Source organism: Aeromonas sp. S15(2024), from assembly GCF_041402265.1.
GTDB lineage: Bacteria > Pseudomonadota > Gammaproteobacteria > Enterobacterales > Aeromonadaceae > Aeromonas > Aeromonas dhakensis.
Genome location: NZ_JBGLQY010000005.1, coordinates 126,024 through 148,953, shown reverse-complemented (window position 1 = coordinate 148,953; position 22,930 = coordinate 126,024). Strand labels below are relative to the sequence as shown.

General features: G+C 65.5%; 18 protein-coding genes. 8 read left to right on the top strand and 10 right to left on the bottom strand.

Translation table 11 applies throughout. The features are described 5' to 3' along the window. Positions 1–114 precede the first annotated feature (114 nt). Both ACB033_RS12995 and ACB033_RS12990 read right to left on the bottom strand, forming a co-directional pair. Positions 115–1,311 carry an amino acid aminotransferase gene (locus ACB033_RS12995; protein WP_139725771.1) on the bottom strand — a complete coding sequence of 399 codons (1,197 nt, stop codon included), beginning with the start codon at positions 1,309–1,311 and terminating at the stop codon, positions 115–117. 168 nt (positions 1,312–1,479) lie between these two features. Beyond that, complete coding sequence (locus ACB033_RS12990; protein WP_005308614.1) at positions 1,480–1,755, bottom strand: metal/formaldehyde-sensitive transcriptional repressor; 276 nt, start codon at positions 1,753–1,755, stop codon at positions 1,480–1,482. Between the two features lie 71 nt (positions 1,756–1,826). Between ACB033_RS12990 and dmeF the strand changes: the two genes are divergently transcribed. After that, positions 1,827–2,768, top strand: a complete 942-nt coding sequence (gene dmeF / locus ACB033_RS12985) for a CDF family Co(II)/Ni(II) efflux transporter DmeF (RefSeq protein ID WP_139725770.1) — start codon at positions 1,827–1,829, stop codon at positions 2,766–2,768. A 62-nt stretch (positions 2,769–2,830) separates the two neighbouring features. Here the strand turns inward: dmeF and ACB033_RS12980 are convergent, their stop codons facing one another. Beyond that, the gene (locus ACB033_RS12980; protein WP_010635173.1) at positions 2,831–3,241 is read right to left on the bottom strand and encodes a hypothetical protein; all 411 of its coding nucleotides are present in this window, start codon (positions 3,239–3,241) and stop codon (positions 2,831–2,833) included. 280 nt (positions 3,242–3,521) lie between these two features. Here ACB033_RS12980 and pulA point away from each other — a divergent pair, with 280 nt between their 5' ends. Next, complete coding sequence (gene pulA, locus ACB033_RS12975) at positions 3,522–7,556, top strand: pullulanase-type alpha-1,6-glucosidase (protein ID WP_139725769.1); 4,035 nt, start codon at positions 3,522–3,524, stop codon at positions 7,554–7,556. 195 nt (positions 7,557–7,751) lie between these two features. Here the strand turns inward: pulA and ACB033_RS12970 are convergent, their stop codons facing one another. Continuing rightward, the gene (locus ACB033_RS12970) at positions 7,752–10,163 is read right to left on the bottom strand and encodes a zinc/cadmium/mercury/lead-transporting ATPase (protein WP_371140547.1); all 2,412 of its coding nucleotides are present in this window, start codon (positions 10,161–10,163) and stop codon (positions 7,752–7,754) included. 217 nt (positions 10,164–10,380) lie between these two features. Between ACB033_RS12970 and tpx the strand changes: the two genes are divergently transcribed. Next, the gene (tpx, locus tag ACB033_RS12965) at positions 10,381–10,881 is read left to right on the top strand and encodes a thiol peroxidase (RefSeq protein WP_005308624.1); all 501 of its coding nucleotides are present in this window, start codon (positions 10,381–10,383) and stop codon (positions 10,879–10,881) included. Between the two features lie 68 nt (positions 10,882–10,949). Here the strand turns inward: tpx and ACB033_RS12960 are convergent, their stop codons facing one another. Further along, on the bottom strand, positions 10,950–11,759 hold the full coding sequence (locus ACB033_RS12960) for an ABC transporter substrate-binding protein (RefSeq protein WP_371140546.1): 810 nt from the start codon (positions 11,757–11,759) through the stop codon (positions 10,950–10,952). 158 nt (positions 11,760–11,917) lie between these two features. Between ACB033_RS12960 and ACB033_RS12955 the strand changes: the two genes are divergently transcribed. Next, the gene (locus tag ACB033_RS12955; RefSeq protein ID WP_017765272.1) at positions 11,918–13,138 is read left to right on the top strand and encodes a DEAD/DEAH box helicase; all 1,221 of its coding nucleotides are present in this window, start codon (positions 11,918–11,920) and stop codon (positions 13,136–13,138) included. Positions 13,139–13,296: 158 nt separating this feature from the next. Beyond that, entirely contained in the window at positions 13,297–14,778 is a 1,482-nt protein-coding gene (locus ACB033_RS12950) for an alkaline phosphatase D family protein (protein ID WP_371140545.1), read from the top strand. Between the two features lie 39 nt (positions 14,779–14,817). Here the strand turns inward: ACB033_RS12950 and ACB033_RS12945 are convergent, their stop codons facing one another. The 5 genes from ACB033_RS12945 to ACB033_RS12925 form a co-directional block, all read right to left on the bottom strand. After that, positions 14,818–15,606, bottom strand: coding sequence for a hypothetical protein (locus ACB033_RS12945; protein ID WP_139725767.1), 789 nt, complete (start codon positions 15,604–15,606; stop codon positions 14,818–14,820). Then, positions 15,603–16,919 carry a sphingomyelin phosphodiesterase gene (locus tag ACB033_RS12940; protein ID WP_017765275.1) on the bottom strand — a complete coding sequence of 439 codons (1,317 nt, stop codon included), beginning with the start codon at positions 16,917–16,919 and terminating at the stop codon, positions 15,603–15,605. The genes ACB033_RS12945 and ACB033_RS12940 overlap by 4 nt, the downstream gene beginning before the upstream one ends. Before the next feature lie 172 nt (positions 16,920–17,091). After that, entirely contained in the window at positions 17,092–17,922 is an 831-nt protein-coding gene (locus ACB033_RS12935; RefSeq protein WP_139725766.1) for a CPBP family intramembrane glutamic endopeptidase, read from the bottom strand. 161 nt (positions 17,923–18,083) lie between these two features. After that, the gene (locus ACB033_RS12930; RefSeq protein ID WP_005308637.1) at positions 18,084–18,377 is read right to left on the bottom strand and encodes a hypothetical protein; all 294 of its coding nucleotides are present in this window, start codon (positions 18,375–18,377) and stop codon (positions 18,084–18,086) included. 62 nt (positions 18,378–18,439) lie between these two features. Then, complete coding sequence (locus ACB033_RS12925; RefSeq protein ID WP_139725765.1) at positions 18,440–18,814, bottom strand: YacL family protein; 375 nt, start codon at positions 18,812–18,814, stop codon at positions 18,440–18,442. A 322-nt stretch (positions 18,815–19,136) separates the two neighbouring features. Between ACB033_RS12925 and ACB033_RS12920 the strand changes: the two genes are divergently transcribed. The 3 genes from ACB033_RS12920 to ACB033_RS12910 all read left to right on the top strand — a co-directional run bounded on the left by ACB033_RS12920 (position 19,137) and on the right by ACB033_RS12910 (position 22,777). Next, the gene (locus tag ACB033_RS12920) at positions 19,137–20,252 is read left to right on the top strand and encodes a sugar diacid recognition domain-containing protein (protein ID WP_139725764.1); all 1,116 of its coding nucleotides are present in this window, start codon (positions 19,137–19,139) and stop codon (positions 20,250–20,252) included. A 119-nt stretch (positions 20,253–20,371) separates the two neighbouring features. Next, positions 20,372–21,634, top strand: coding sequence for a GntP family permease (locus ACB033_RS12915; RefSeq protein ID WP_017765278.1), 1,263 nt, complete (start codon positions 20,372–20,374; stop codon positions 21,632–21,634). Between the two features lie 9 nt (positions 21,635–21,643). Further along, positions 21,644–22,777 carry a glycerate kinase gene (locus ACB033_RS12910; protein ID WP_139725763.1) on the top strand — a complete coding sequence of 378 codons (1,134 nt, stop codon included), beginning with the start codon at positions 21,644–21,646 and terminating at the stop codon, positions 22,775–22,777. Positions 22,778–22,930 lie beyond the last annotated feature (153 nt).

The window sequence follows — 22,930 nt, the reverse complement described above, 5'->3', positions numbered from 1 at the left end:
TGCTGCGAGACGAGGCGGGCCGGATGGTGCAATGGAGACGGCGCGATCAGGTTCATAGGGACTCCACAAGCAAACGGGACAAACAAAAAGCCCCGCCTGAGCGGGGCTGCGGGCTTAGCCCTTGAGCACGGCGGCCATGGCGTCGGCCACATAGTCGACGTTGCGGCTGTTGAGGCCCGCCACGCACATGCGACCGGAGCGCACCAGATAGACGGCGAACTCCTCGCGCAGGCGGTCCACCTGCTCCGGGGTGAAGCCGGTGTAGCTGAACATGCCGCGCTGGTTGATGAAGTAGCTGAAGTCGCGGCCCGGCACCTTGGCGCTCAGCACCTCGAACAGCTTCTGGCGCATGGCCTTGATGCGGGTGCGCATCTCGGTCACTTCACCGACCCACATGGCGTGCAGTTCGGGCTGGCTCATCACCGCCGCGGTGATCTGGCCGCCGTGGGTGGGGGGGCTGGAGTAGTTGCGGCGCACGGTGGCCTTCATCTGGCCAAGTACCCGACCCGCCTCTTCGGCATCCTGGCAGATGACCGACAGGCCGCCGCAGCGCTCGCCGTAGAAGGAGAGGTTCTTGGAGAAGGAGTTGCTGACGAAGAAGCTGACGCCGGCGGCCACCATGGCGCGAATGGCGTAGGCATCCTCTTCCAGCCCGTCGCCAAAGCCCTGATAGGCGATATCCATAAAGGGGATCAGCTGGCGTTCAACCACGAGTGTAATGACTTGGTCCCACTGGGCGCGGGAGAGATCCACCCCGGTCGGGTTGTGGCAGCAGGGGTGCAGCAGCACGATGCTTTTCGCCGGCAGGGCGCTCAGGCAGTCGATCATGGCGTCAAACTGCACGCCGCCGGTGGCCGCATCGTAGTAGGGGTAGTCGTGCACCTTGATGCCGGCGCCCTCGAACATCGCCTTGTGGTTGTCCCAGGTGGGATTGCTGACCCACACCTCTGAGGTCGGGAAGTAGCGCTTGAGCAGATCGGCGCCGATCTTCAGCGCGCCTGAGCCGCCGATGGTCTGGATGGTGGCGATGCGACCCGCCTTGACCGCTTCGTGGTCGGCACCGAACAGCAGGTGCTGCACCGCGGTGCGGTAGTTGGCTGCGCCTTCCATCGGCTGGTAGGGGCGCGGGGCTGGGGCGGCGGCGCGCTGCGCTTCGGCCTGCTGCACCGAGGCCAGCAGCGGAATGCGTCCCAGCTCGTCGTAATAGAGGCCGATCCCCAGGTTCACCTTCTGCTCGCGGGTGTCTTTGTGGAAGGTCTCGACCAGGGTCAGGATGGGGTCGCCAGCATAGGCATCGACGTGTTCAAACATGGGGGGTCCTTGCGAAATGGAATCCAGAGTATGGCGATCAATGATCGGCGGTCATCATGGCGTAAAGCCGGCGAGGGCTCAAGTCTGAAAGGGGAGGGGGCTGGCGGAGCGATGCCGCCCAGCCGTAAACGGGATGAGGCGGGCCGCTCGCGGCCCCCTCCACCGGCCTTACTTCAGATAGGATCGCAACACCCGCACCACCTGATCCAGATCCTCCAGCCGCTCGGCCGGGGTCGCCTCTTCGGCGCCGAGATGTTCGCGCATGTGGCCCTCCAGCACCTCCAGCATCAGGCCGTTGACGGCGCCGCGAATGGCGGCGATCTGCTGCAAGATGGCGGCGCAGTCGCTCTCCTGCTCCAGCGCGCTCTCCAGTGCCCCTGCCTGCCCCTTGATGCGGCGCACCCGCGCCAACAGCTTCTTCTTGCCGTGAATGGTGTGTGACATGCAGGATCCTCTCGATCAATAAAACTATACTGGGGTATAGTATATTGCATGCTCGTCCTCAGGAGAAATCCATGTCATCCCTCGCCTCATCCCACTGCCACCAACCCGTCGTTCACGAAGGGAATCCGCTGGCCGAACAGAAGACCCGCTGGGCCGTGCTGCTGACCGTCATCATGATGGTGGCGGAGATCGGTGGCGGCTGGTTCTACAACTCCATGGCACTGCTGGCCGACGGCTGGCACATGAGCTCCCATGCGCTGGCGCTCGGCCTGTCGGTGCTGGCCTACCGCGCCGCCCGCCACTTCGCCCGCGACCACAGATTCAGCTTCGGCACCTGGAAGATCGAGGTGTTGGGGGGGTTCACCAGCGCCCTCTTGCTGGTGGGGGTGGCCGGCATGATGCTGTTCGAGTCGGTGTTCCGGCTGCTGGATCCCAGCCCGATCCACTACCAGCAGGCCATCGCCATCGCCATCGTCGGCCTGCTGGTGAACCTGGCCTGTGCCTGGCTGCTCAAGGACGATCACGGTCATCACCACCATCACCACGACCACCATCATGATCATCACGATCACTCACACGATCATCACGGCCATCAGGATCTCAACCTGCGCGCCGCCTACATCCACGTGCTGGCGGATGCGGCCACCTCGGTGCTGGCGATTCTGGCGCTGGTGGGGGGCATGCTGTGGGGGGCCGACTGGCTCGATCCTCTGATGGGCATAGTGGGCGCCGTGCTGGTGGCGGTGTGGGCCTGGGGGCTGCTGCGCGACTCCGGCCGGGTGCTGCTGGATGCCGAGATGGATGCGCCGCTGGTGGCAGAGATCCGCGAGGTGATAGCCGAGCTGCCACAGACCGAGATCCGCGATCTGCACGTCTGGCGGGTGGGCCAGCAGCAGTATGCCTGCGTGCTCTCCCTGCTGATGGCGGCGCCGCTCTCCGCCAGCGAGATCCGCGCCCGGCTCGCCATCCACGAGGAGCTGGTGCACGTCACCATAGAGGTGGGCACCCCCTGATCCTGGCCGGTGGGTCGCCCGCAACAGCAGGAAGGGGCCAAGGCCCCTTCCTGTTTTCTGGATCAGTGCGGCGGGCCCTGCATATCGTCCGGTTTGTGCTGCCAGATGGCGCCGAGCAGCAGCTTGAGCAGCAGCCCGGGCGGATTGTCCAGCAGCCGGCCCGACTCCAGCTGCAGTTGGCCGTCGGGATGAAAGCCGAGGCTGGCGTGGACGGTGCCATCCTCGCCGCACACCTGGATGAGACCGCTCAGGCTGCCGCGCTCTCCCGGCTGGCAGCGCAGCCGCAGCTCCCGTGGCTCCCCCAGCAGGGTGAAGGCGCGGGCGAGGGGCGGGGTATCCTCGTAATCCGGCCAGTTGAAGAAGTGGTACTGCTCGGCCAGGGTGCCCGCCTGCTGGCAGAACTGGTCGAACAGCTGGGCAATCCCCTGATACTCCTGATCCAGCCGCCTGGCCTGCTCCTCAATCCGTTTCATCTCCGGTTGCTCCTTTGCTCGCTCTTGTTCACTTATCCATTTGATCGGAAATCTTTTTTTCCGAAATTGGACGCGCCTTCCGCTGGTATGGGCCGAAACGGACGACGGGTCTGTGAGCCCGATCCGATTTTCGTTATGAAAACGTTATCTTGTTGAAAGAGGTTAACTTTTTTGCCTTCCTGCTCACATTTGAAACGATTTCAGCTGATTAATATGGCCCCGCTCGGCAATGACCGGGTACTCGAATATCGAGACTAACTACAGCGGGAATTATAAAAAAATGGATATGAAAAAGACCAAGGTGGCGCTGGTAACAGCCTCACTGCTCGCGCTTTTGTCCGGCTGCAATGACAACAGCACTTCCCCCACCCCGGAACCCTCGGACGGCCCAGTCGCCCGTCTGCCCAATGTACAACCCCCGGCCGAACAGCTGGTGGCCGGGCCCGATCAGGCGGTGATCGCCCTGGTGGATACCCAGACCAGCGCCGCCCGCGGGGTCACTGGCCCCTTCGCCAACTACAGCCTGCACCTGTGGAACAACGACGCCTGCAACGCCACCGCCGAGAGCGGCCTCAACGCGGGCTGGGACGACAAGGCCAACACCCCGGCCGCGGTCGACGGCTTCGGTCCGAGCTGGGTGGTGCCCCTCAGCAAGGTGGAAGGGTGCATCAACTTTATCGCCCGCAACGGCGATCTGGCCAACCTGACCGGCAGCGACATGAAGGTGGTCTTCAGCGATCATCCGGACCGCACCGTGGCCATCGTCGCCGGCAAGAACGAGATCTTCGGCAGCCGGGCCGAGGCTTTCACCGCCGCCTTCGGCGTGGCGGGGGCCAGTGCCCACCTGATCGACGGCAACACCCTGATCTGGCAAGGGGGCAAGGACAAGCCCCATGTCCGTCTCTACTACACCGACTCCGGCACCATCAAGGCCAACGCGGAAGGGGTGTTCGACTTCCCCTACATCACCCTTACCCCGACCAGCCTGACTGCCGAGCAGCAGGCCAAGTATCCGCATCTCAAGGATGCCGCCGCCTTCGCCCTGCCGGCCGGGAAAGATCTCAAGCCGCTGCTCAAGGGTGAACTGGTGGCCATCGGCACCGATGCCGACGGTATTCTGCAGGGGGCGACCCTGGTGCAGAGCGCCGGCGCCCTCGATGCCCTCTACAGCGAGGTGGCCACCAAGCTGACCTATGGCGCCGTGGTGGAGGGGGGCAATGTCACCTTCCGGCTGTGGGCGCCGACCGCAAGATCGGTCAAGCTGGCGCTGTTCGACGAGCAGCACAAGTCGCTCGGCGAGCGCACCATGACCCTGGACGAGGCCAGCGGCAGCTGGAGCGTGCAGGGGGGCAGCGAGCTGGTGGGCAAGTTCTACCGCTACGACATCCAGGTCTATCACCCGGTCAGCCGCAAGCTGGAATCCTATCAGGTGACCGACCCCTACTCCCTGAGCCTGGCGATGAACTCCGAGTTCAGCCAGGTGGTGGATCTCGACGATCCGGCCCTCAAGCCGGAAGGGTGGGACAGCCTGAAGGCGCCCCACAGCCAGCAGAACCCCGCCGACATCACCATCTATGAGGCCCATGTCCGCGATCTGACCGGCAACGACGACTCCACCCCGGCCGAGCACCGCGGCAAGTTTCTCGGCCTGACCGATACCGACACGGCGCCGGTCAAGCACCTGCAGGCGCTGGCCAAGAGCGGCGTCAGCCACCTGCACCTGCTGCCGGTGTTCGACATCGCCACCGTCAACGAGGATCCGGCCAAGGTCGCCAACATCGGCGACGACTTCGGCAAGCTGTGCCAGGTCAACCCCGAGGTACAGAACTCCAAGTTTGCCGGCTACTGCAGCAGCGGCCAGACCATCGCAGCCGTGCTCGGCGATCTGCAAGGGGGCGACAGCAAGGAGAACCCGCAGGTGCAGGAGCTTTACGGTTACCTGCGCGGCGTCGACTCCTTCAACTGGGGTTATGATCCCTACCACTACACCACCCCGGAAGGCTCCTACGCCACCAACGCCGAGGGCAGCCAGCGCATCCTGGAGTTCCGCGAAATGGTCAAGGCCATCAAGCAGAACATCGGCATGAACGTGGTGATGGACGTGGTCTACAACCACACCAACGAGGCGGGCCTGGGGCCCAAGTCGGTGCTCGACAAGATAGTGCCCTGGTACTATCAGCGCCTCAATCCGGAGACCGGCTCGGTGGAGAACTCCACCTGCTGCTCCAACACGGCGCCGGAACACGCCATGTTCGCCAAGCTGATGGATGACTCCCTGGTCACCTGGGCCCGCGACTACAAGATCGATGCCTTCCGCTTCGACCTGATGGGCCACCACCCGAAAGATCAGATGGTGCAGGCGCTGGCTGCGGTGAAGAAGGTCAACCCGGAGATGTACTTCTACGGCGAGGGCTGGAACTTCGGCGAGGTGCAGGATGACAAGCGCTTCGTGCAGGCGACCCAGAAACACCTGGCCGGCACCGGCATCGGCTCCTTCTCCGACCGGCTGCGGGATGCGGTGCGCGGTGGCAGTCCGTTCGACGGCGGCGACACCATTCGCAAGACCCAGGGCTTTGGCAACGGCGCCCTGGTGGATGCCAACGAGATGGACGGCGTCGATCGCGCCACCGCCCTGCATCAGAGCGACCTGGTGCGCCTCGGCATGGCCGGCAACCTGAAGGACTTCATTCTGACCGACAAGGACGGGATGCCGAAGAAGGGGGCCGACATCGACTACAACGGTCAGCCGGCGGGCTATGCCCAGGATCCGACCGAAATCCAGAACTACGTCGACAAGCACGACAACCAGACCCTGTTCGACAACCTGATCTACAAGGCGCCGCAAGGGGCCGATCTGGTGCGGATGCAGGGGGTATCGCTCGCCACCGCCATGCTGGGGCAGGGCATTCCCTTCACCCACGCCGGTGTCGAGCTGCTGCGCTCCAAATCCATGGAGCGGGACAGCTACGACTCCGGTGACTGGTACAACCGGGTCGACTACACCCTGGCCGACAACAACTTCGACAAGGGGCTGCCGCGCAAGGACAAGGATGGCGACAACTATCCGCTGATCGAGCAGGTGCTCGGCAAGCACGTCAAGCCGAGCGGTGCCGACATGGCGACCATGGTGGGCTTCTATCAGGAGCTGGCCGAGCTGCGTCAATCCTCCCGTCTGCTGCGTCTGGGCAGTGGCGCCGAGGTGATCAAGCGGGTCGATTTTCGCAATACCGGCCCGGATCAGGTGCCCGGCCTCATCGTGATGACGGTGGATGACGGCGTCAATGCGGGTGCGGATCTGGATCCGGCCATCGACGGCCTGGTGGTGATGATCAACGCCACCAATGCTCCCCAGAGCATCAGCGACTTCCGTGACGGCAACGATCAGCCCATCGATCTGACCAGCCTGCAGCTGAGCCCGGCCCACCACGGCGGCGAGAGCATCGCCCGCGATGCCGCCGTCAATGGCGGTACCCTGACCCTGGGGGCCTGGTCGGCGGCGGTGTTCGTCAAGCCGCAGAGCGGTGCCCAGGGCAGCGGCCTGCCGGTCGGCAAGAAGACTGACCTGAGTACGGTACCGCCGTTCGGTGACACCGCCGTCTATCTGAAGGGGTTCCTCGATGAGTGGGGCAACACCAACCAGATGACCTTCACCAGCAACTTCATGTACGAGTTCACCACCGAGGTGAGCAGCGACAAGCTGGGCACCACCAACGTCAAGATCGCGGATGCCAGCTGGGGTCCCCTCAACTACGGCAGCTGCAACGCCGGTGACAAGCTGGTGGTCGGCACCCCGCTGACCCTCTGCAAGGGTGGCGATACCGGCAACATCGGGCTCGATCTGGCCAAGGCGGGCAGCTACAAGTTCGTGTTTACCGCCATGAACAAGGACAAGCCCACCCTGAGCGTCAGCTTCACCGAGCCGGTGCAGAGCTGCAAGGTGCTGGACACGGTGGCGGGCAATCCGCTCGGCTACAACCTGTTCGTCAAGGGCGAGCTCTCCGGCTGGGCCGCTCAGCCCCAGTACCAGTTGAGCTACAAGGGGATGGATGGCGATCTCGCCATCTATCAGGCGGCCTTCAACTACACCGGCAGCACCGAGTTCAAGGTGGCCAATGAGGACTGGAGCAAGGAGTACCTGCTCAACGGTGGCGGTGCGCTGAAGGCGGAGACCGGTTACCCGTTCGCCTTCTCCCAGGCGGGTAGCGCCAACAACAGCATCACCTTGCCGCAAGGGCTGTGGAGCGTGCTGGTGAAGGTTGACCCGGCCGGTGCCAAGGCGGGTACCGCGGTGATCCAGGAGTGCAGCGCCAAGTAGTCATTCCCATCGAGCCCGGGGCTGGCTCGGCAGCCCAGGGTTGAATTCCACCTTGCCAAGGGTGGGATAACACCGAGAGAGTAAGCAAAGCGCGACTGCCGACCGGCAGCCGCGCTTTTTCTTTGCCGTCGAAGGCGGTGCAATAAAAAAGCCGCCCACTGGGGGAGGCTTTAAGTTGTGCCGTTAACGGCCGGCTTAGCGCTTGCGCAGCAGGCGCAGGGCGTTGGCGGTGACCAGGGCGGTGGCGCCGGTATCGGCCAGCACCGCAATCCACAGGCCGGTGATGCCGAGCAGGCTGGTGACCAGGAAGATGGCCTTGAGCCCCAGCGCCAGCGCTATGTTCTGGTGGATGTTGGCCAGTGCCGCGCGGGAGAGCCGGATCATGGCGGCGACCCCGCCGAGCTGGTTGTGGGTCAGCGCCGCATCGGCGGTCTCCAGCGCCACGTCGGTGCCGCCCCCCATGGCGATGCCGATGCTGGCCCGTTTCATGGCCGGCGCGTCGTTGATGCCGTCGCCGATCATCGCAACCTTTTGCGTCAGACCGAGCTTGGCGATCTCATCGACCTTGCCCTCCGGCAACAGGCCGGCGCGCCAGCCCATGCCGAGCTCGCCGGCGATGGCCTCGGCGGCGCGGGGGTTGTCACCGGTCAGCATGATGCTTTGCAGGCCAAGCTCGCTCAGCTCGCGCAGGGCCGGGGCCGCCTCGGGGCGGATCTGGTCGCGCAGAGCCAGCAGGGCGGCCGGAGCGGCATCAGGCTGACCGAGCACCACCACCGTCTTGCCTTGCTGCTCCAGGGTGGCAACCCGGGCCTGCATCGCCGCATCCAGGGTGGCGACCCGGCTCGGTGCCAGCAACTGCCAGAGGGTGCCGTCGATGCGACCTTCCACCCCCATACCGGGCAGGGCGCGCAGCTCCTGGGCCGCAGCGGGGCTGAGGCCCCGTTCGCCGGCCGCCATCACCACGGCGCGGGCCAGCGGGTGGTGGGAGCCCTGCTCGATGGCCGCCGCCAGCGCCAGCAGCTCGGCCTCAGGCTGGCCATTGAGGCTCACCAGTTCGGTCAGCTGCGGCTTGCCCAGAGTCAGGGTGCCGGTCTTGTCAAAGGCCAGGGTATCGATGTGGGCGAGGCGCTCCAGCGCGGCGCCCCCCTTGATGAGGGCCCCCTGCCGGGTGGCTGCCGCCAGCGCCGAGGTGACCGCCGCCGGGGTGGAGATGACCAGGGCGCAGGGGCAACCGATCAGCAGCAGCGCCAGCCCGCGATAGACCCACTCGTCCCAGCTCTGACCGAAGGCGAGTGGCGGTACCAGCACCACCAGCAGGGCGACCAGCATCATGGCCGGGGTATACCAGCGGCTGAAGCGGTCGATGAAGCGCTCGATGGGGGCGCGCTGGGTCTCGGCCTCCTCGATGAGATGCAGGATGCGGTCGATGGCGTTGTTGCCGGGCTCTGACACCACCTCGAGGCGCAGCACCCGATCCGCCGCCAGACTGCCGGCGGGCACCTTGTCACCCTGGCGGCGCTCCACCGGGATGGATTCGCCGGTCAGGGCGCTCTCGTCAAAGGCGCCGAGGGCGTCGAGCAGGCGGGCATCGGCCGGCAGACGGGCGCCCGGGGCGATTTCGATGATGTCGCCTGGACGCAGTTCATCGGCAGCCACCTCTTCCCGCACCTCGCCCTCGGCAGTGGTGCGGATGCGCAGCGCCTTGTCGGGCACCAGCGCCATCAGGGCGGTGACCCCGGCGCGGGCGCGGCCGGCGGCGTAGGCCTCCAGGTGTTCGCCCAGCATGAACAGCAGCAGCACCATGGCCGCTTCGGCGGTTTCACCGAGGAACAGGGCCCCCACGGCGGCGACCGTCATCAGGGTCTCGATGGCGAAGGGGGAGCCGCTCTTGGTCAGCGCCCACGCCTTGCGAGAGATGGGCCACAGCCCCCACAGGGTGGCCAGGGTAAACAGTGGCTGACCGATCTGGCTCGGCAGCAGGGCCGCTACCAGCATCAGGCCGGCCAGCGACAGCGGTTGCCAATATTTGCTGAGCAGGGTCTGCAGCGGGCCGCGTTCGCGGCCAGACTCCGGCTTGGCGGCGCGCTCGCCCTTGAGCTGGAAGCCGGCGGCCAGCACGGCGGCGGTGACGGGATCGGGGGAGAGGCCGGGGGCCAGATCCACCACCAGCTTCTCGGTGGCAAACAGCACGCGGGCCTGCTGCACGCCGCTCACCCGGCTGACGGCCGTCTCTATCTTGCGGGCGCAACTGGGGCAGTCCATCCCCAGCACCTGCCAGCTGTGGCGGCGGCTGTTCTGCTCGGGGGCGTCCAGCGGCGGCTCGTCCGCGGCGGAGGCGTGATCGTGCGCATGACCCTGCTCATGGTGATGGCCGTGGTCGTGTTTGGTGTCGGTGCAGCAGCCCCCTCTGGGGGGCTCTTCGTCGCCGGGGACGTCGGCGACCCCGCGCGCCTGATGATCGTGGGGAGCCGGGGTGGCCGCGCAACTGGCCGTTGCCGTGTTGTCACAGCAGTGGCTGGTGTGGCTGTGCTCGGCCTGGGAGGCGGCCGCCTTGCTGACGGCCTTGATGGGGGCGGCGTGCTGATGGCTGCAGCAGGATTTGCTCATGGTGCGTTCCTCTTGAGGGACCCCGCCCCTGCGGGATCCTGGATGACTGAGCCGAGTGTAAACCTTGGTGTTAAGTCCAAGGTCAACCCCCTTTCTCTCTGCTCCTCCAGACGGGTGCTTTGGCGATCCTATATCCCTGTGATTGGCGGGTGTTTGTCCCCGCCCGGCGGGCCTATACTGGAGGCCCTGATCCTCCCTCGATAATCAAGGACATAACATGAGCAATACCGTTACTCTGCAAGGCAACCCGGTTTCCGTCGCCGGCCACTTCCCGGTTGCCGGCGAACAGGCCAAGCCCTTCTCCCTGGTGGCCAAGGATCTCTGTGACGTGACCCTGGCGAACTTCGCCGGTCAGCGCAAAATCCTGAACATCTTCCCGAGCGTCGATACCCCGACCTGCGCCACCTCAGTGCGCAAGTTCAACGAGCAGGCAAGCAGCCTGAACAACGCCGTGGTGCTGTGCATCTCCGCCGACCTGCCGTTCGCCCAGGCCCGCTTCTGCGGCGCCGAGGGTCTGGACAAGGTGGTGAACCTGTCCACCCTGCGTGGCGTCTCCTTCCTGCAGGACTACGGCGTGGCCTTCTCCTCCGGCCCGCTGGTGGGTCTGGCTGCCCGCGCCATCGTGGTGCTGGATGAGCACGACAAGGTGCTGCACAGCGAGCTGGTGGCCGAAGTCGCCGACGAGCCGAACTACGCCGCCGCCCTGGCCGTGCTGTAATCGCGTCGGGTCGACAAAAATCCCGCCGGGGCCATGCCCCGGCGGGATTTTTTTATGGGCGGCTGCCGTCAGGGGGACGTGGCGACTGGCTGCGATGAGGGCTTGAGTTGCCACTCCACATAGGGACGGTGCAACCTGGCGTAGATCTCGGCCAGCTTGCCGGAGGCGGCGAGCCGGTCAATCGCCTCGCCGAGGAAGCGATCCATCTCGTCGCCGGCGGGCCCCTTGGCGATGATGAAGACATCCTCGAAATCCCCCAGATGTTCCCGATGGATGTTGCTGAGCTTGAGCCGGCGCAACATCAGGTCGGCCTCCTCCTGGGCCCAGATGAAGGCATCGATGCGACCGCGGGAGAGCTTGCGCAGGGACTGCTCTATGCTCATCGACCGCTGCAGTGGAATGGGCAGAAAGCCGGGGGTCGCCTCGATCAGCAGATCCCGCTTGGTGGGCACTATGCCGTAGGCCATGTCGGGGGTGATGATGTGGTCGGTATTGCTGTAGAGCACGTGGGTCACCTTGCCGAAACTGCGGGTGCTGAAGCGATAGGGCAGCAGGTCGGCATCCTGCAGGTTGCGGATGGCGGGCAGGCTGAAGTCGGCGGTGCCGGCGATCACCCCGGCCATGGCCCGGGCGAGAGGATAGATGGTGATCCGGATGCTGATATCCGGATAGAGATCGTCGATGGCGCGCACCAGATCGACGAAAGGACCCGTCTTGTCGGCATTGATCAGCCCAGGCAGTTCGCCGAGGTGGGCGTTGATGATGCGCACCGGTTTGGCGGCGGGGGCGGCCTGGGGATCGGCGCGGGAGAGCCCCAGGCTGGTCAGCCCCAGCAGGGCGAGCAGCAGCAAGAGGGGCAGGGTGGGGGATCGGGTCATGGTCGGGTCGCTCCGCCTTGAGAGGTTTTCTGAAGTGTAGCCAGCGGCACCCTGGCGCGGCGGGGCGGCCCGGAACCGGCACCTGGGAGGATTGGGTTTTACTTATGGGCCCCCGCTCACTAGACTTCGCCCTCCCACTTGCTTATCCGTACCGTGCCATGACTTTTGACCAACTCGCCCTTGCCCCCGCCCTGCTGGCGGCCTTGCCAACCAATCTTCAGCACCCGACCCGGGTGCAGCAACTGGCCATTCCCGCCGCGCTGGCGGGACGGGATCTGCTGGCGCTGGCCCGCACCGGTAGCGGCAAGACACTGGCGTTCGGCCTGCCGCTGCTGCAGCGGCTGGATCCCGCCCTGGCAGAGGTGCAGGGGCTGGTGCTGGTGCCGACCCGCGAGCTGGCGGTGCAGGTGAGCGAGGCGTTGCAGGGGCCGGCCGCCGGGCTGGGTCTGCGGCTGGTGACCCTGTGCGGCGGGGTGGAACAGGCGCAGCAACAGGCCGAGCTGGCGCTGGGGCCGCAGCTGCTGGTGGCGACCCCGGGGCGGCTGCGGGATCTGCTGGGCCAGCAGTTGCTGACCCTGGCCGGCCTGCGCACTCTGGTGCTGGACGAGGCGGACCGCCTGCTGGAGATGGGGTTCTGGCCCGATATCCAGTGGCTGATGAAGGCGATGCCGGACGCGCGGCAGCAGATGCTCTTCTCCGCCACCCTGCCCGCCGAGCTGGAGGCGTTGGCTACCGGTCTGCTGAAAGAGCCCGCTCGGGTGGAGGCGGATCCTCGCAACAGCGTGGCCGACGACATCGAGGAGCGGCTCTATCTGGTCAACAAGAGCAGCAAGGTGCCGGCGCTCATCAGCCTGCTCAAGGCCCACGAGTGGCCGCAGGTGCTGGTCTTCATCAGCGCGCGGGACGACGCCGACGGAGTGGCCCGCAAGCTGGCCAAGGCGGGCATCGCGGTGGCGGCCCTGCACGGTGAGAAGGAGCAGGCGGTGCGTGAGCAGGCGCTTGGCGACTTCAAGGCGGGCAAGGTGCGGGTGCTGGTGGCCACCGATCTGATGGCGCGCGGCATTCACGTGGAGGCGCTGCCGCTGGTGATCAACCTGGACTTGCCCGCCAGCGCCCCCGTCTACGTGCATCGCATCGGCCGCACCGCCCGGGCAGGGCGCAGCGGGCTCGCCATCTCCCTCACCTGCCATGGCGAGGCCGACACCTTGGCGGCGATCCGCACCCTCACCGGGCGTGAGCTGCCGCTGGCCGAGCTCACCGGCTTCCCGGTGACCGACAAGCCAGCCAGCGGGGAGGGCAAGCGCGCCCCCCGCGACAAACAGGCCAACCGTCGCACCCAGGCCAAGCGCAGCGTCAAGCAGTTCAAGGGCAAGGCGTAGCGCCCCTCGCCATGGCCGGTGTGACAGGCCGGTTCATCGCAGCACCAAACAGAAAGGGCCGGGGCCAAACCCTGGCCCGTTCTGTTTGCCCACCTGGTCACTATCAAATAGCGGTCGCTTCGCTATGCTCCATGGGTTTCACCATGGAGGGATGACAAATGACCAGTCTGGTAATGGGGCCCCTGCTGGGCCTCGAGTCAGAGACCGAGTACAGCATCTGTTTTATGGCGCAGGCCAGCTGCAAGAGTGCAGCCGTGCGGATCAACGGCGAGCTGCTGGCCGCCAGCAAGCAGGCGGATACCCCGAGAGGCGGTTTCTGGCGGCTGGTCTGGCAGGCCAGTCCCAAGAGCAAGGCCGGCACCCCCGTCGACTACGAGATCCTGCTGGACAACAAGCCGGCGCAGGATCTGGCGGGATACGACAAGTGGCAGTTCCATCTGCCGGGCAAGAAGGAGCCGGTGCGGATAGGCTACGCCTCCTGCAACGGTTTCTCCGACTTCAAGCTGCTCACCTCCACCCCGGCCCCCTACGTCATGTGGGACAAGCTGGCCGCGGAGCACAAGGCCCATCCCTTCTCCCTGTTGCTGATGGGAGGAGATCAGGTCTATGCGGACTCCCTCTGGACGAGCGTGCCGACCCTCAAGGCCTGGAACGAGCTGGACCGGGCGGAGAAGGTCAAGCGCAAGGCGACCCGGGCCATGGTGGAGCAGCTCGACCGCTTCTATTGCGATCTCTACTGCAAACAGTGGGGCCGCCTCGAGGTTGCCTTCATGCTGGCCCGGGTGCCGAGCGCCATGATGTGGGACGATCACGACATCTTCGATGGCTGGGGCAGCTACCCCGAGGATCTGCAGCGCTGCGAGGTCTATCAGGCCATCTATGCCGCCGCCACCAAGTACTTCCGGCTGTTCCAGCTGCGCACCGGTGCCAACGGGGCGCTGCTGGACAAGACGCTGAATCACCACTCCTGGCTGCTCGGTTTTCGGGGCTACCAGATCCTGGCGCTGGACAACCGGGCCAATCGCACCCGCGATCAGGTGATGAGCCCGTCCCAGTGGGATCTGGTCAACGCCGCGCTGGCGGCCTGCGACACGGGCCACCTGCTGGTACTGGCGGGGGTGCCCGTGGTCTATCGCGACTTCTCCTTCACCGAGGCGGCGTTCGATGCCACCCCCTGGGAGGAGGAGCTGACCGACGATCTCAAGGATCACTGGCGGGCCAAGGCCCATCAGGGGGAGCGGGCCCGCCTCATCATGCGGTTGCTGGACAACGCCAGGCAGCGGCGCCAGAAGGAGCCTGGCTGCAAGACCCTGATCCTCTCAGGCGACGTGCACGTGGGTTGCCTCGGGGTTATTCAGGACAAGCGGGAGGGGCTCAACGTACACCAGCTGGTCTCCTCCGGCATCGTCCACCCCTGTCCCACCCAGTTCCAGTGGATGGGGATCCTCGCCATGACCAACGACGATCCCGAATACCTCGATGAGAGCCGGCTGATCCGCGCCGAGCTTATCAAGCCGTTCGGCGCCCCCGTCTACCTGCGTACCCGCAACTTCGCCACCCTGCTGATGGGCAGTGACGACAAGCTGTGGGCCAACTGGCATTGCGAGAACGGACTGGCGGCCAGCTACCCGCTGGCCTGATGGCCGGGGAAATACGAAGGGCCCGTCAGGGCCCTTTTTTCATTGCGTTGGTGTGGCGGAGTCACGGGCGAAGAAGTCGCGCCGGAACTGGCCGAGCACCGCCTCCCTGTGCTGCTGCCAGCTCGCCTCGTCCATGTTGCCCCGGCTGGCTGCCAGCTGCTGCTCGAGCTCGGTCAACTGCTGCTGGTAGCGGCTGCGCTGATCCAGCTGCTGCTGGCGGCTGGCGGCAAACTGCAGGGTCGCCTCGGCCTGTGCAGCCGGCAGGAAGTGGTGGGCCAGGGTGGCGAGCTCCTCGTCTCCCCACAGCTGGCGTGCCTGCTGCAGCCGGGCCGCCGGGTTGAACAGTTCAGTCGCCAGATCCGGGTGCTCCACTACCCACTCATCCTGCAAGCGGCTGAGGGCATCCAGCCGCTCGGCCAGCGGCAGCTGCTCGCTCTCCTGCGCCAGCTGCTCGAGCGCCAGGGCGTAGCGCCCCTGCAGCCGAAACAGGCTCTCCCCCTCGCCAAGCCAGCTGGCCTCTGCACCTTCCAGATTGGCCAGCCGCTCGGCCAGCGGCAGATCGCTGTCGCTTACCTCGCTGGCGAGCTGCTGGCTCAGCGCCTCCGGCATGGCCCGCCAGCTGGCGGGAGGCGGCTCGGAGCCGGCCTGTGTGGCGGCAACCGGCGAGGCGAGCGCCGGGGAGTCCGGCAGCTGTGCCTGCACGGGCGCAGCGGCGCCCGATGGGGCCTGGCTGGTGGAGGCCGGGCGCGCCGGCTCCTCCTGTGCGCCCAGGTTGAGCAGCAACAAGGCCAGCAGCGCCAGCGCCAGCAAGCCGTAACGGCGCTTCATCGACTGATCTCTCCCTTGACCGGAAAGTGATCGGAGAGGTTGCTGGCGGGCCAGAGGCTGCCGTCGCTGCTGCGCGGGATCCAGACACTGTTGAGGTTGTGGCTTGCGGCGCCGTACTCCCGGCTCACCACCAGATAGTCGAGGTACTCCACGTTGGCACCGCCGGAGAGCGGACCGCCGGCATAGGGGTTGATCCTGGGATCGAAGGTGGCCTCGGTGTAGCCGCCGTAGGCCGGCTCGTCGGCGTCGAGATTGGCCAGCATGCCGGCGTAGTCATCGGCAAACTTGCGCTTGTTGACGTTGAAGTCGCCGCCGTAGATGACGGTGTCGCTGGCGGGAATATTGAGGCTGGCGGCCAGGGTGCGCATCTGGCCGAACTGGATCTGGCGCAGCCGGCGCGCCTCGTCGGTGTCGAAGCTGGCAGTGTGGGTGGCGAACAGGTGCCAGGCCTTGCCCCCCTTGATCACCTCCGCATACATCACCCCCTTGTCGGCGAAGCAGTCGGTGCCGGTGCACTGGGGATAGACCAGCTGGGCCTCGCGCACTATGGGGTAGCGACTGACGATCACCACGCCGCCGTCGTGGATGTTGACCCCCGGCTTGTCGAGCACCTTGGTCTGGTAGGGGTACTCTTTGGCCAGCGCCTGCAGGAAGCCTTCGCGGCGGCCGTCGAACACCTCCTGCAGCAGCAAGGCGTCATAGCCCTTGAGGTGTTCGGGCAGCAGCGCCAGCCGCTCGCCGATGCTGGAGGCGATCACCGGCAGCGCCCAGACGTTGTAGCTGGCCACCTTCAACCTGGTTTCGGCAGGTTCGGGTTGCTCCACCTGTTTGGGCGGGGTCAGCATGTAGTGCAGATCGTCGTAGCGGCCGGTGAACTTGGCGGCGAAGGCCAGCTCCTGCGGCCCGCTCAGGCGGTGAATGGCGCGATCGCTCTGCCAGCCTGAGTTGTCTGCCGGCGTCTCGCCGCCGTGTTGCAGGGTGCTGTTCCACCAGGTGCCCTCCATCCGCTGGTTGAGGCGATAGGTGTCGCCGCTGGGGGTGGTGACCCGGGTTTCGAACAGATAGCTCTTGCCCGCCTTCACCCCCTCGTAGCGGTTGAAGCTGAGCACCATGGCGCTCTCCCAGGGGCCCAGCTCAGTCCTGTGCTGGATCCACTGGCTGCCGGCCTGCAGCTCGCCGGAGCCGCTCTGGCGGATCTCCAGCTGGACCGGATCCGGGCTGTTGTTGGTGAGGTAGACATCGGTATCGGCCAGCGCCTGCAGCGGAAACTGGCTGGCCAGCAGCAGGGCGGCATAACTGACGGGCTTGTGCATCATGAAGTCCTTTTGGTTGAGACACGTAGGAAAGTGACTGTTATGGCGGGCACAGAGGTCATTTTATTTACATTTTTGTTACAAATAAATGAAAGGCCCCATATGGGGAGGCAGGGCGAGCGGACAGGTAGGCGAAGAGGTGGGGCGTGCCGGTTGGCACGCCCAGAGGGGATCAGCGGCTGGCCAGCGGGTAGGTAAAGAGGGCCAGGTGGGCGAAGTTGAACAGGAAGTGGATCGCGATGGCGACGCTGAGGCGCCCGCTCAGCAGGAAGGCCAGGCCATAGCAGGCCCCGGCCAGCGCGGCGAACAGCACCAGCAGCGGGCCACCGGCCAGGTGGGCGGCGCCGAACAGCAGGCTCGCCACCAGCACCCCAAGCCAGCGCTGGCTGCGCTCGGCGATCCCCTGCTGCAGGAAGCCGCGAAACAGCGCCTCTTCCGCCACGCAGGTGAACAGCAGGTTGTTGATGGCAAACAGCCACCACCAGCCGGGCAGGCCCACCTCGGGCTTGAGGGCTCCCAGCTGCCAGGCGGCGATCAGCAGGGCCGCCAGCGGCACCAGCAGCAGCGCCAGCCTGCGCCACTGAATGGCGCCGCCCGGGCCCAGCAGGGCGGGCCAGGCCAGCAGTAGGCCGAAGAAGACCAGCGGCTTGTCGAGGTTGAGGTACATGTTGAAGGGCACGCTGGCGGGGCCGGCCTGCACCTGATCCAGCACCTTCAGGTTAGTGAAGCCGGGGATGAGGTGCAGCATCAGCGCCACCGCCCACAGCAGTACGGCGCCCAGGGCGACGGCGCGCCAGGGCTGGGGCAGGGTGGGGGTACGCCAGGCCAGCAGCAGACCCGCCGCGCTGGCCAGCAGGGCAATTGGGCTCAGGTGGCCGAGGCCGAGAGCCGCCAGCAGGGCGACCGCCAGCATGATGAAGCCGGGCAGACGCTGCCGGGCCAGACAGAGCAAGACGGCCAGCGCCAGTGCTCCCCAGATGAGTGAATCAGGTAGAGGTAACATTGAGTCTCCAGGGCCGATGAAAGTGCCGCACCTTAACAATGGGACATCCCATGAGACAAGGCTCAATAAGCTGGTCGGATCCCCACGCGGCAGGAGAGAGCAGGCGAGCGACCATAAAAAAACCGGAGCTGGGCTCCGGTTTTGGCAAGGATGCGACGCTATCAGCGGCCGGATTCGGCGATCACCCGAGCGATGATGTCGGCCCGCAGGTTGGCGTCCAGCTCGCCTAGGGCGATCAGGCCGGCCTTGAAGATCACGTTCTTCGGCAGGCTGACGTCGTCCAGGGTGGTGATGGCCTCCACGTGCAGGCCGTTCAGGCGGCTGGCATCGCGCGGGCTCAGGTTGACCTGGGTATTCAGCACCTGCTTGCCCTTCTTCTTGGGCTGGGCGGGTTTCTTCGGCTGCTCTTCCAGCTCGTCTTCCGGCAGTTCGTCATCAAAATCGTAAATAGACATAGTCAATCCTGTTGGTTGGGCGAGGGGCCTTGAGCCCGACGTGGTTGTTCCGATGGGGTCAATCAGCCCATATCCTCGTTGCGGATAAAGGCGCGCCAGGAGACGAGCACCTGGGCAAAATCTTCCAGCCCGCACATGGCCAGCTGTTCATCATCGTAGTAGGCGAGATCGTCGAGATCCTCATCCTGCTCGATATTGAGGACGTTGGCCTTCACCTCGGCCTCCTCGTGGGTCAGCAGCAGGGAGTAGTCGCCGCCAAGCAGCCGGTATTCGGTGCGGGCCCGGCTGGAGAGCTGATCGATGATGGCGAACAGCTCGTCGAGTTTCTCCTCGTCCTTGCCCACTTCGTCGATCAGCCACTGACCGATGGCCTCGTGGCCCATGGAGAACCGGGCGCGATAACCGCCGAACGGGTTGCGGCGAAATTCATAATCCATAGTTCAGTCCATAGCGGAAGGGTGAGTCGTCATGGGCAGGGGAAAATCCTGCTCCATGGCGGGGCGCATATAGCGTAAAGTGGCCTATTCTAGCGAGCCCCCCCTCGCTTGTCTTGAAGATGTGGCATCTTTGCCCCGGTGCAGGCGCTTTGTGGCCGGTCTGGCCCCCGCTTTGGAGATGTGATGCAGCTAAACGATACCCTCGCACGCCAGATAGTCAGTCGAGCGATACAGATCCTCTCTGTTTCGGTCAAGGTGATGGACGAGCCACAGAGACTCATCATCGCCTCAAGCTATGCCCGGTTCGTTCAGCGGAGTACCTATGCAGCTCAATGACACCCTCGCACGGCAGATTGTCAGCCGGGCCATGAAGATCCTCTCTTTCTCGGTCAACGTGATGGACGAGCACGGCCTGATCATCGCGTCCGGCAACCCGGAGCGGCTCCATCAGCGCCATGAGGGGGCTGTGCTGGCGCTGACCGAGAACCGGGTGGTGGAGATCAGCGACGCCACCGCCCGCGAGCTCAAGGGGGTGCGCCCCGGCATCAACCTGCCCATCGCCTATCAGGGGGAGCTGCTCGGGGTCATCGGCATCTCGGGCGATCCGGACGAAGTGCGCGCTTACGCCGAGCTGGTGCGCATGACCGCCGAGCTCATTCTGGAGCAGGCGGCACTCACCGAGCAGCTGCAGTGGGACAAGCGCCACAAGGAGGAGCTGGTGCTGCAGCTCATCCGTGGTGAAGGGCGCGAAGATCAGCTGCAGCAGGCGGCCCGCTTCCTCGGGCTGGATCTGGCCCAGCCGCGGGTGGTGGCGGTGCTGGCGCTGGAGGAGGCCGACCCGACCCGGCTGCGGGAGCTGGTGCATCTGCTGGAAAACCCGGAGCGGGACAATCTGGTGGCCATCAACGGCCTGGACGAGATAGTGGTGCTCAAGCCTGCCCAGCTCAGCGACGGCGTCTGGCAGTCAGAGCAGGAGCGCAGTCGCATCAAGCAGTTGCTGGCCCGCATCCCCCACTTTCGGGTGCGCATCGGGGTGGGTGATTACTTCGCCGGCACCGACGGGCTGGCGCGATCCTACCAGACGGCGCGGGACACCTTGCGCCGCGGCATGCGGCAGGCGCCGCGCAAGCAGGTCTATTTCTTCGAGGATTACCGGTTGCCGGTACTGCTCGGCAGTCTGGCGGACTCCTGGCAGGCGGATCAGCTGCGGGCTCCGCTGCACAAGCTGGCACAGGAGGATACAAAGGGAACACTGCAGAAGACGCTGCGCCAATATTTCTTGCAGGATTGTGATCTGCATCCCTGTGCCGAAGCCCTGTTCATCCACCCCAATACCCTGCGCTATCGGCTGACCCGGATCGAGCAGATAACCGGGTTGAATTTCAACAAGTTAGATGACAAGTTCCTGCTCTATCTCGGGCTCAATCTCGACAGTTGAATTGTTCATATATACAGAAAGTTGCGTTTTTAAAAGCTGATATTTGGTTTTTTGACCAAATCATTCCGATCCCGGATCACCATAATGGCCACCATTCACTCACTAGAAAGGTGCCCGTCATGACCCCGGTTACAGCCCTTGGCGCCCTCGCGGCGCTCTCCATCGCCATCTTCCTGATCCTGAAGAAGGTGCCACCCGCTTACGGCATGATCGTCGGCGCCCTGGCCGGCGGCCTGATCGGCGGCGCCGATCTGACCCAGACCGTCGCCCTGATGATCGGCGGCGCCCAGGGGATCACCACGGCGGTGATGCGGATCCTGGCGGCGGGCGTACTGGCCGGCGTGCTGATCGAATCGGGCGCCGCCACCACCATCGCCGAGACCATCGTCAAGAAGCTGGGCGAAACCCGCGCTCTGCTGGCGCTGGCGCTGGCCACCCTGATCCTGACCGCGGTCGGCGTATTCGTGGACGTGGCCGTCATCACGGTCGCCCCCATTGCGCTGGCCATCGCCCGCCGTGCCGATCTCTCCAAGGCGGCCATCCTGCTGGCGATGATCGGCGGCGGCAAGGCGGGCAACGTCATGTCTCCCAACCCCAATGCCATCGCTGCAGCCGATGCCTTCCACCTGCCGCTCACTTCGGTGATGGCGGCCGGCATCATCCCGGGCCTGTTCGGGCTGGTGATGGCCTACTGGCTGGCCAAGCGCCTCAACAACAAGGGCAGCAAGGTCGCCGCCGACGAGGTGGTGAGCTTCGATGGCAGCAAGCTGCCGGGCTTTGCCGCCGCCATCAGTGCGCCGCTGGTAGCCATCCTGCTGCTGGCCCTGCGCCCCATCGCCGGCATAGTGGTGGATCCGCTCATCGCACTGCCTCTCGGTGGCCTGGTTGGCGCCCTGATGATGGGCAAGTTTGGCAAGGTGAACCAGTTTGCCGTCTCGGGTCTCGCCCGCATGGCGCCGGTGGCCATCATGCTGCTGGGTACCGGTACCTTGGCGGGCATCATCGCCAACTCCGGCCTGAAGGATGTGCTGATCAGCGGCCTGACCGCCTCCGGCCTACCCTCCTACCTGCTGGCCCCCATTTCCGGTGCCCTGATGTCGCTGGCGACCGCCTCGACCACCGCCGGTACAGTGGTAGCCTCCAACGTGTTCAGCGCCACCCTGCTCGAGCTTGGCATCAGCAGCCTGGCGGGGGCCGCCATGATCCACGCCGGTGCTACCGTGTTCGACCACATGCCCCACGGCTCCTTCTTCCATGCCACCGGCGGCAGCGTCCACATGGGCGTGGGTGAGCGGCTCAAGCTCATCCCCTACGAAACCGCGGTCGGTCTGACCATCGCCGTTGTCTCCACCCTGATGTTTGGCGTGTTTGGCCTCGCCTAAGGAATTGATATGAAAATTGTTATCGCCCCCGATTCATTCAAGGAGAGCCTGAGCGCCATGGCGGTGGCCGATGCCATCGAGGCCGGTTTCAAGCAGGTGCTGCCGAACGCTACCTACGTCAAATTGCCGATGGCTGATGGCGGCGAGGGGACGGTGCAGTCCCTGGTGGATGCCACCGGCGGCCGCATTCTGCCCTTCCATGTGACCGCCCCCCTCGGCAACCAGGTAGAGGGCTTCGTCGGTCTGCTGGGGGATGGCGAGCGCGCCGTCATCGAGATGGCGGCGGCCTCCGGCCTGCATCTGGTGGCGCCTGAGCTGCGCAATCCGCTGCACACCTCGAGCAGTGGCACCGGCGAGCTGATCCTGGCGGCCCTCGACATGGGAGTGAAGCACCTGATCCTCGGCATCGGCGGCAGCGCCACCAATGACGGCGGTGCCGGCATGATCCAGGCGCTTGGCGGCAAGCTGCTCAAACGCGACGGCAGCCCCATCGCGCCGGGCGGCGCCGGTCTGGCCGAGCTGGCCACCATCGATCTGAGCGGGCTGGACTCGCGCCTTGCCAAGATCACCATCGAAGTGGCCTGCGATGTGGACAACCCGCTGTGCGGGCCGAAAGGGGCCTCCGCCGTGTTCGGTCCGCAGAAGGGGGCGACTCCCGCGATGGTGGCGCAGTTGGATGCCAACCTGGCCCACTATGCCGACTGCATCGAGCAGGCCCTCGGCAAGCAGGTGAAGGAGATCCCGGGGGCGGGTGCCGCCGGTGGCATGGGGGCGGCCCTGGTGGGCCTGCTCGGCGCCGAGCTCAAACCCGGCATCCAGATCGTCATTGAGGCGTTGAAGTTGGCCGAGGCGGTGGCCGACGCGGATCTGGTCATCACCGGCGAGGGGCGCATCGACAGCCAGACCATTCACGGCAAGACGCCAATCGGTGTCGCACGATGTGCCAAGCGGTTCGGCAAGCCGGTGATCGGTATCGCGGGTTGTCTGACCGACGACTGCGGCGTGGTGCACGAGCACGGGCTGGATGCGGTGTTTGCCGTGGTCAACCGCGCCATGTCCCTGCCGGAGGCGCTGGCCACCGCCACCACCAACCTGCAGCTCACGGCCCGCAACGTGGCGGTGCTCTACCTGCTGCGATCCTGACCCTCTTCTGGCCGGTGCCTGGCGCCGGCCAACCCCGCCCCGTGTCGCGGTGACGACCCGCTCAACTGCTGGTCAGCCCGAAACACCTTGCCGATCAGATGATCGGCTTTTTTCATTATCCTGCTGTATCCCCAGTGCTTTTCTGCGGTTTCT

What these genes read in the sequence shown, in the direction of transcription:
- ACB033_RS12995 (WP_139725771.1), bottom strand. Translation starts at nt 1,311, where the DNA reads ATGTTTGAACACGTCGATGCCTATGCTGGCGACCCCATCCTGACCCTG.
- ACB033_RS12990 (WP_005308614.1), bottom strand. Translation starts at nt 1,755, where the DNA reads ATGTCACACACCATTCACGGCAAGAAGAAGCTGTTGGCGCGGGTGCGC.
- dmeF (WP_139725770.1), top strand. Translation starts at nt 1,827, where the DNA reads ATGTCATCCCTCGCCTCATCCCACTGCCACCAACCCGTCGTTCACGAA.
- ACB033_RS12980 (WP_010635173.1), bottom strand. Translation starts at nt 3,241, where the DNA reads ATGAAACGGATTGAGGAGCAGGCCAGGCGGCTGGATCAGGAGTATCAG.
- pulA (WP_139725769.1), top strand. Translation starts at nt 3,522, where the DNA reads ATGGATATGAAAAAGACCAAGGTGGCGCTGGTAACAGCCTCACTGCTC.
- ACB033_RS12970 (WP_371140547.1), bottom strand. Translation starts at nt 10,163, where the DNA reads ATGAGCAAATCCTGCTGCAGCCATCAGCACGCCGCCCCCATCAAGGCC.
- tpx (WP_005308624.1), top strand. Translation starts at nt 10,381, where the DNA reads ATGAGCAATACCGTTACTCTGCAAGGCAACCCGGTTTCCGTCGCCGGC.
- ACB033_RS12960 (WP_371140546.1), bottom strand. Translation starts at nt 11,759, where the DNA reads ATGACCCGATCCCCCACCCTGCCCCTCTTGCTGCTGCTCGCCCTGCTG.
- ACB033_RS12955 (WP_017765272.1), top strand. Translation starts at nt 11,918, where the DNA reads ATGACTTTTGACCAACTCGCCCTTGCCCCCGCCCTGCTGGCGGCCTTG.
- ACB033_RS12950 (WP_371140545.1), top strand. Translation starts at nt 13,297, where the DNA reads ATGACCAGTCTGGTAATGGGGCCCCTGCTGGGCCTCGAGTCAGAGACC.
- ACB033_RS12945 (WP_139725767.1), bottom strand. Translation starts at nt 15,606, where the DNA reads ATGAAGCGCCGTTACGGCTTGCTGGCGCTGGCGCTGCTGGCCTTGTTG.
- ACB033_RS12940 (WP_017765275.1), bottom strand. Translation starts at nt 16,919, where the DNA reads ATGCACAAGCCCGTCAGTTATGCCGCCCTGCTGCTGGCCAGCCAGTTT.
- ACB033_RS12935 (WP_139725766.1), bottom strand. Translation starts at nt 17,922, where the DNA reads ATGTTACCTCTACCTGATTCACTCATCTGGGGAGCACTGGCGCTGGCC.
- ACB033_RS12930 (WP_005308637.1), bottom strand. Translation starts at nt 18,377, where the DNA reads ATGTCTATTTACGATTTTGATGACGAACTGCCGGAAGACGAGCTGGAA.
- ACB033_RS12925 (WP_139725765.1), bottom strand. Translation starts at nt 18,814, where the DNA reads ATGGATTATGAATTTCGCCGCAACCCGTTCGGCGGTTATCGCGCCCGG.
- ACB033_RS12920 (WP_139725764.1), top strand. Translation starts at nt 19,137, where the DNA reads ATGCAGCTCAATGACACCCTCGCACGGCAGATTGTCAGCCGGGCCATG.
- ACB033_RS12915 (WP_017765278.1), top strand. Translation starts at nt 20,372, where the DNA reads ATGACCCCGGTTACAGCCCTTGGCGCCCTCGCGGCGCTCTCCATCGCC.
- ACB033_RS12910 (WP_139725763.1), top strand. Translation starts at nt 21,644, where the DNA reads ATGAAAATTGTTATCGCCCCCGATTCATTCAAGGAGAGCCTGAGCGCC.